This window comes from Aeromonas sp. QDB18 (assembly GCF_027705325.1).
GTDB lineage: Bacteria > Pseudomonadota > Gammaproteobacteria > Enterobacterales > Aeromonadaceae > Aeromonas > Aeromonas caviae.
This window is the reverse complement of the sequence record NZ_JAPDBQ010000195.1, coordinates 1-6,096: the sequence shown is the minus strand read 5'-3', so window position 1 is coordinate 6,096 and position 6,096 is coordinate 1. Positions and strand designations below refer to the sequence as shown.

Annotated in this window: 6 protein-coding genes; 3 read left to right on the top strand and 3 right to left on the bottom strand. The window is 62.8% G+C overall.

Annotated elements, in window-relative coordinates:
* Positions 1-114: 114 nt before the first annotated feature.
* Together nfuA and OKC30_RS19455 are read right to left on the bottom strand one after the other, a co-directional pair.
* Positions 115-693 (bottom strand): Fe-S biogenesis protein NfuA, encoded by a 579-nt coding sequence (gene nfuA / locus OKC30_RS19460; RefSeq protein ID WP_010672549.1) that lies wholly within the window; start codon positions 691-693, stop codon positions 115-117.
* Between the two features lie 148 nt (positions 694-841).
* Entirely contained in the window at positions 842-1,570 is a 729-nt protein-coding gene (locus tag OKC30_RS19455) for a ComF family protein (RefSeq protein ID WP_160837864.1), read from the bottom strand.
* Positions 1,571-1,608: 38 nt separating this feature from the next.
* On the opposite strand from OKC30_RS19455, the gene bioH reads away from it, so the two are divergent.
* From bioH to OKC30_RS19440, 3 genes are all read left to right on the top strand, one after another.
* Positions 1,609-2,373: a pimeloyl-ACP methyl ester esterase BioH gene (gene bioH, locus OKC30_RS19450; protein WP_041212176.1), complete on the top strand. Its 765-nt coding sequence runs from the start codon at positions 1,609-1,611 to the stop codon at positions 2,371-2,373.
* 72 nt (positions 2,374-2,445) lie between these two features.
* A complete protein-coding gene (locus tag OKC30_RS19445; protein WP_010672552.1) occupies positions 2,446-2,679 on the top strand; it encodes a hypothetical protein in 234 nt (77 codons plus the stop codon).
* Between the two features lies 1 nt (position 2,680).
* Positions 2,681-3,445, top strand: a complete 765-nt coding sequence (locus tag OKC30_RS19440) for a putative metalloprotease CJM1_0395 family protein (RefSeq protein WP_160837866.1) — start codon at positions 2,681-2,683, stop codon at positions 3,443-3,445.
* A gap of 58 nt (positions 3,446-3,503) precedes the next feature.
* Here OKC30_RS19440 and OKC30_RS19435 read toward each other — a convergent pair whose 3' ends face one another.
* Positions 3,504-5,810 carry a Tex family protein gene (locus tag OKC30_RS19435; protein WP_160837868.1) on the bottom strand — a complete coding sequence of 769 codons (2,307 nt, stop codon included), beginning with the start codon at positions 5,808-5,810 and terminating at the stop codon, positions 3,504-3,506.
* Between the last annotated feature and the right edge of the window lie 286 nt (positions 5,811-6,096).

Genomic DNA, 6,096 nt, shown 5'->3' with positions numbered 1-6,096 from the left:
ACAGCCTTGCCCCCTCAACTCAAATCCAATTTATGAATAATCAGTCAAAAAAGTGCTTATCTGAACAGCATTGCGCCAGCTGGCGGGGCCTTTTCTTTGCCGCAAGGGGGCAAATCAGTAGTAGGAGTGGTCGCCGCGCTGGTGCTCGGTGGCATCCTTGACGCCGTTGAGCTCGCCCGGGAATTTCTCCAGCAGCTGCTTCTCGATCCCCTCTTTCAGGGTGTAGTCGACCATGGAGCAACCGTTGCAACCGCCGCCAAACTGCAGGATGGCCAGTTTGTCGTCGGTCAGCTCGACCAGGGTGACCTTGCCGCCGTGACCGGCCAGCATGGGGTTCACCTCGGACATCAACACGTACTCGATGCGGTCGATCAGCGGGGCGTCGTCGGCCACCTTGCGCATCTTGGCGTTGGGTGCCTTCAGGGTGAGCTGAGAGCCCATCTGATCGGTGACGAAGTCGATGGTGGCATCCACCAGGAAGGGGGCGCTCAGGGGATCGACCAGGCAGTCGAAGCCGCTGAACGGCAGGTGCTGATCTTCCGGATCGACCGCGTCGGGTGGGCAATAGGATACGCCGCACTCGGCATTCTGGGTTCCCGGATTGACCACAAACACCCGGATGTTGGTGCCATCAGGCTGCTTCTCCAGCAACTTGCGGAAGTGGGCCTGGGCGGTGTCGGAAATGCTGATCATCACTATCCTCATAAACCTGAGTGTACGACTAGGGTATTCATGATAACTCGCTTGGCGGGGCTTGGGTAGCGTGCCGATGGCGAGCCTGTGAGCCCGGGCGTATCGGAATCATGCCGCCAGCGGACTCCCGGGCCGGATCCCTGCCCGGTTATTTCAGGTGTCGGAGGGTACGGCAGATGGCCCACACCTCTACCGTAGTGACGCCGTGCTCATGAAGCAACCGGGTGAGCTGACCTGCGGTGGCGCCCGTGGTGACCACATCATCGAGCAGTGCCACATGCCGGTAGTGGTGAGGTGCCATTTCGAAGGCGCCTCGCAGATTGCGTCGCCGCTGGCCGGCACTGAGCCGGGTCTGTTGCGGGGTCGACCTTGTCCGGCGCAGTACGCGGGTGTCGCAAGGAATGCCGGTGAGTGCGCTCAGGGCATGGCCGATTTCTTCTGCCTGATTGAAGCCGCGCCACCACTGGCGCCACCAGTGCAGGGGAACCGGAATGATGACCTGCGGTGGGTTGGCGAGATCCAGATGGTCTGCCAGCAGGCTGGCAAGCAGCGGCGCGAGCAGGATCTGACCGGAATACTTCAGCCGGGGGATGAGTTGGGCATAAGGTGCCTGATAATCGCCGATCACCTGCAAACGCTCCCAGGGGGCGGGTCTGCGCTGGCAGCGTCCGCACAGCAGTTCGCTCTCGCGATGTTGCTCCGGCAGCGGTGCTGCACACATCAGGCATCGTCTGTCGTGTTGGCGCTGGGCGTGGCGGCACCAGGAGCACAACAAGGGCGTCTCGTCACAGGGCTGGCGACAGAGCAGGCACAGACCGAGCCAGTCGGACTGGGTGCCAAGGATCGGACTTGCTTTGGCGAGCAGCCGCTTTAACATGCAGGCTCCAAGCAGATAAACAGGGATCTTGAGTCTAGATGAGCGTATCGGTTGAGCGGTTTGGCCAGGGCCCGGACCTGGTGTTGTTGCATGGCTGGGGCATGAACGGGGCCGTCTGGCACGGTATTGCCCAAGAACTGGCTGCCCACTATCGGCTGCATCTGGTGGACCTGCCCGGCTTTGGCAACAGCCCCCTGCAAGCAGGGACAGACTACACCCTGCCCTGGCTGGCAGAGCAGGTGGCGGCCATATTGCCTGAAAAATGCCATCTGCTCGGCTGGTCCCTCGGTGGTCTGGTGGCGAGTCAGTTGGCGCTGACCATGCCTGAACGCCTTCACTCTCTCATTACCGTAGCCAGCTCTCCCTGCTTCATGGCCCGCGACGAGTGGCCCGGGATTGCCCCCAAGGTGCTGGCAGGGTTCAACCAGATGCTGGCCGGCGACTTCATGCAGACCATAGAGCGCTTCCTCGCGATCCAGGCCATGGGCAGCGAGCACGCCAGAAACGACATTCGCCAGTTGCGTCACTGGCTGGCGGAGCGACCCGCTCCCCGGCTTGCGGCCTTGGAGGCTGGTCTGGGCCTGCTGGCCGAGGTCGATCTGCGGGATGAACTGATCGGCCTGGATCTGCCCTGGCTGCGTCTTTACGGCAGGCTGGATACCCTGGTGCCGAAGGCCGCCATTCCCTTGCTGGATGCGCGTTACCCTGCCAGCCACAGTCTGGTGCTGGAGAAGGCATCCCATGCCCCCTTCATCTCCCATCCAGAGCAGTTCATCACCCTCCTGCGGCAGTTCATTGACTGAGATTTGAGCGGCAGGCTTCAATAACTCGTCAGGTTGATGGATAATTAGCCAACCCTACAGAGGAGTGTGCCAATGCGTATCGAATCAGCCATGACGGCGGGCGTGCAGGGGTTCCAACGGGCCGAGCAGTTAGCGGGCCAGGCGTCCAGCCAGATCGCCCGTCTCAATACGCCAGCGGGTGATCAGGTGCAGTTGCCGGATGAACTGGTGAATCTCAAGGTGGCCGAGCTGCATGCCGGGGCATCCGCCAAGGTGATCCAGACGGCCAGCGACATGCTGGGCACCCTGATCGATATCCGGGTGTGACATGAACATCAACGTCAGTCTGCCGACCATCATTCCGAATCAACTGCAGCCGCAGACGGAATCGGCGCAGACTGACAACCGCCGTGCAGAACTGGTGCCCTCCAGCCGCCAGAGCGAAGCGTCCAACGCCGAGTCCGGTGTCGGTTCCCAGAAAGAGAGATCCCGGGCCGCCCAGGCCAATCCCGCCACCCCATCCTCGTCCACGAAAGAGAACGGCCAGACCGGCCCCGTGATGGTGGCGCACCGTTTTGTCGAGGCAACGGGGGAGGAGGGGGAGCGTCGACAACGTCAGGAGGGTGAACAGCAGGAGCAGCAAAAGCAGCAGCAGCGTCAGGTGGCTGCGCTGGTCGAACGGGATCTCGAAGTTCGCAAGCATGAGCAGGCTCACCAGGCAGCCGGCGGCGAGCATGCGGGGAGCCCTACCTACCAGTTTTCCCGTGGGCCGGATGGCAAGCGTTATGCCACCGGGGGGGAGGTGGTCATCGACATGGGGACCATTCCCGGGGATCCCGCCGCGACCATCGCCAAGATGCAGCAGGTGCGTGCCGCCGCACTGGCTCCCGATGAACCATCATCACAAGACATGAGTGTGGCCCGTGCCGCCTCTGGCAAGGAGGCACAGGCCCGCAAGGATCTGATGACCCTCAGGCAGGAAACCACAGGCCCGCTCGGTGCTTATATGGACAATCGAAACCAGGTGATTGCCAGGCACTATCAGCAAGCGGTGAGGCCAGCCTCCCCGCATAGCCTGAGTCAGGACGTTTGATCCCGCTCCGTGCAGGCATGAAAAAGCCCCTTTCGGGGCTTTTTTGCATTCTGGGGGCTTATTTCTTCAGTTTCGACAGGGCAGCCGCGAAGGCGTTGCCCATGGCACCCTCGGTCGGAGCGCTCTGACGGGGCGCCTGTTTCGGTCGGGCGTTGCCGGTGTGACGCGGCTCGGCCGGTTTGCGTGCAGGCTGGCCGGCTTTTTCATCCAGACGCATGGTCAGACTGATGCGTTTGCGCGGTACGTCGACTTCCAGCACCTTGACCCGGACGATGTCACCGGCCTTGACCACCTCGCGGGGATCCTTGACGAAGCGATCGGTGAGGGAAGAAATGTGCACCAGCCCGTCCTGATGGACGCCGATGTCGACGAAGGCGCCGAAGTTGGTGACGTTGGTGACCACACCCTCCAGCACCATCTCGGGCACCAGATCGCTGATTTTCTCCACCCCTTCCTTGAAGGTGGCGGTCTTGAACTCGGGACGCGGGTCGCGGCCAGGCTTGTCCAGTTCGCCGATGATGTCGGTGACGGTAGGCACCCCGAACTGCTCGTCGGTGTAGTCGGTGGGCTTGAGGGTGCGCAGCAGGCTGCTGTTGCCGAGCAGGCTGTCCACGGTCTGCTCCAGCTTGGCGAGGATCCGCTCCACCACCGGGTAGGATTCCGGGTGCACCGCCGAGCCGTCCAGCGGGTTGCTGCCGCCCCGAATGCGCAGGAAGCCGGCGCACTGCTCGAATGCCTTGGGCCCGAGTCGGCTTACTTTCAGCAGCTGCTGACGATGCTGGAAGGCGCCGTTCTCGTCGCGGTAGGCGACGATGTTCTGGGCCAGGGTCTGGGAGAGGCCGGAAACCCGGTTGAGCAGGGCGACCGAGGCGGTATTCACATCCACCCCCACCGCGTTCACGCAATCCTCGACCACCGCGTCGAGGCGGCGGGCCAGCTGGCTCTGGCCGACGTCGTGCTGGTACTGGCCCACACCTATGCTCTTGGGATCGATCTTGACCAGCTCTGCCAGGGGATCCTGGAGACGGCGGGCGATGGAGACAGCGCCACGAATGGAGACGTCGAGATCCGGGAATTCCTGGGAGGCGAGCTCGGAGGCGGAGTAGACCGATGCCCCCGCTTCACTGACCACGATTTTCTGCGCCTTGGTGGCCGGGTAGCGCTCGAACAGATCGCTCACCAGGCGGTCGGTTTCCCGGGATGCGGTGCCGTTGCCGATGCTGATGAGCTCGACCTTGTGCTTCTGGCACAGCTCGTTCAGGGTCTTGAGGCTCTGATCCACATGACGCTTGGGTTCGAACGGATAGATGGTCGCGGTATCGACCAGCTTGCCGGTGGCATCCACCACCGCCACCTTGACCCCGGTGCGGATGCCGGGATCCAGCCCCATGGTGCAGCGCATGCCAGCCGGTGCCGCCATCAGCAGATCCTTGAGGTTCATGGCGAACACCTTGATCGCTTCCTCCTCTGCTGACTCGCGGATGCGGCCGATCAGCTCGGTTTCCATCTGCAAGGAGAGCTTGATCTTCCAGGTCCAGCTCACCACCCCCTGCAGCCACTTGTCGGCCGGGCGGTGTTGCAGGTTGAGTCTGAGGTGATGGGCAATGATCCCTTCGCAGGGGCTGGTACCCTCATCCTCGCCGGTAACCAGCGCCAGGTTGAGGATCCCCTCGTTGCGGCCGCGCAACATGGCCAGCACCCGGTGGGAGGGGGCCTTGTGCAGGGGCTCATCGTGTTCGAAGTAGTCCTTGAACTTGGCCCCTTCCTGCTCCTTGCCGGCCACCACGCGGGCACGCAGGGTGGAGTTCTGCCACAGGTAGTCCCGCAACTTCTCAAGGAGATCGGCCTGCTCGGCGAAGCGCTCCATCAGGATGTAACGGGCACCGTCGAGGGCGGCCTTGCCGTCGGTGATCCCCTGCTCGGCATTGAGGAAGCGAACCGCCTCTTGCTCGGGATCCTTCATGGGGTCACCCAGCAGCAAATCCGCCAGTGGCTCCAACCCCGCCTCGATGGCCATCTGCCCCTTGGTGCGCCGCTTGGGCTTGTAGGGGAGGTAGAGGTCTTCTAGCCGGGTCTTGCTGTCGGCGTCGTTCAGCTCGCGGGCCAGCTCGGGGGTCAGTCTGCCCTGCTCTTCGATGGAGCGCAGGATCACCTGGCGGCGATCCGCCAGTTCACGCAGGTAGCCGAGGCGGCTCTCCAGGGTACGCAGCTGGCTGTCGTCCAGACCGCCGGTCACCTCTTTGCGGTAACGGGCGATGAAGGGAACGGTCGCGCCTTCGTCCAGCAGGCGAACGGCTGCCTGCACCTGTTCCGGGCGGGCATTCAGCTCACCGGCGATCTGATGTTCTATTACGTGGCTTTGCATCGAGGGTCTCTTGGTCGGGTCCTGTCTAACTGGCCAGCGTGGGGCTATGTCGCCGAACAGGGGGTCTGTCCTGGCGATACTTTAGATACCTGCCAGGCCACTGCCGCGCGGGCCGGTTGGCGCCGCAAGGCGCCGAGTGTGAGCACTATATGGGGTCGGGCAGCGGGATGCCACCCCGGCAGAAATGACGTTTCTCATACCCGGTGGGCGGACAGGGCGGGAGCACACTTTGTTGATATTTTAACCAAAGAATAACTGAGCCCGATAGTCGTCATTCCAGCCGGCT

Bases quoted from the DNA above. Each gene is read 5' to 3' on its own strand.
- bioH (WP_041212176.1), top strand. From the start codon at position 1,609: ATGAGCGTATCGGTTGAGCGGTTTGGCCAGGGCCCGGACCTGGTGTTG.
- OKC30_RS19445 (WP_010672552.1), top strand. From the start codon at position 2,446: ATGCGTATCGAATCAGCCATGACGGCGGGCGTGCAGGGGTTCCAACGG.
- OKC30_RS19455 (WP_160837864.1), bottom strand. From the start codon at position 1,570: ATGTTAAAGCGGCTGCTCGCCAAAGCAAGTCCGATCCTTGGCACCCAG.
- OKC30_RS19440 (WP_160837866.1), top strand. From the start codon at position 2,681: ATGAACATCAACGTCAGTCTGCCGACCATCATTCCGAATCAACTGCAG.
- OKC30_RS19435 (WP_160837868.1), bottom strand. From the start codon at position 5,810: ATGCAAAGCCACGTAATAGAACATCAGATCGCCGGTGAGCTGAATGCC.
- nfuA (WP_010672549.1), bottom strand. From the start codon at position 693: ATGATCAGCATTTCCGACACCGCCCAGGCCCACTTCCGCAAGTTGCTG.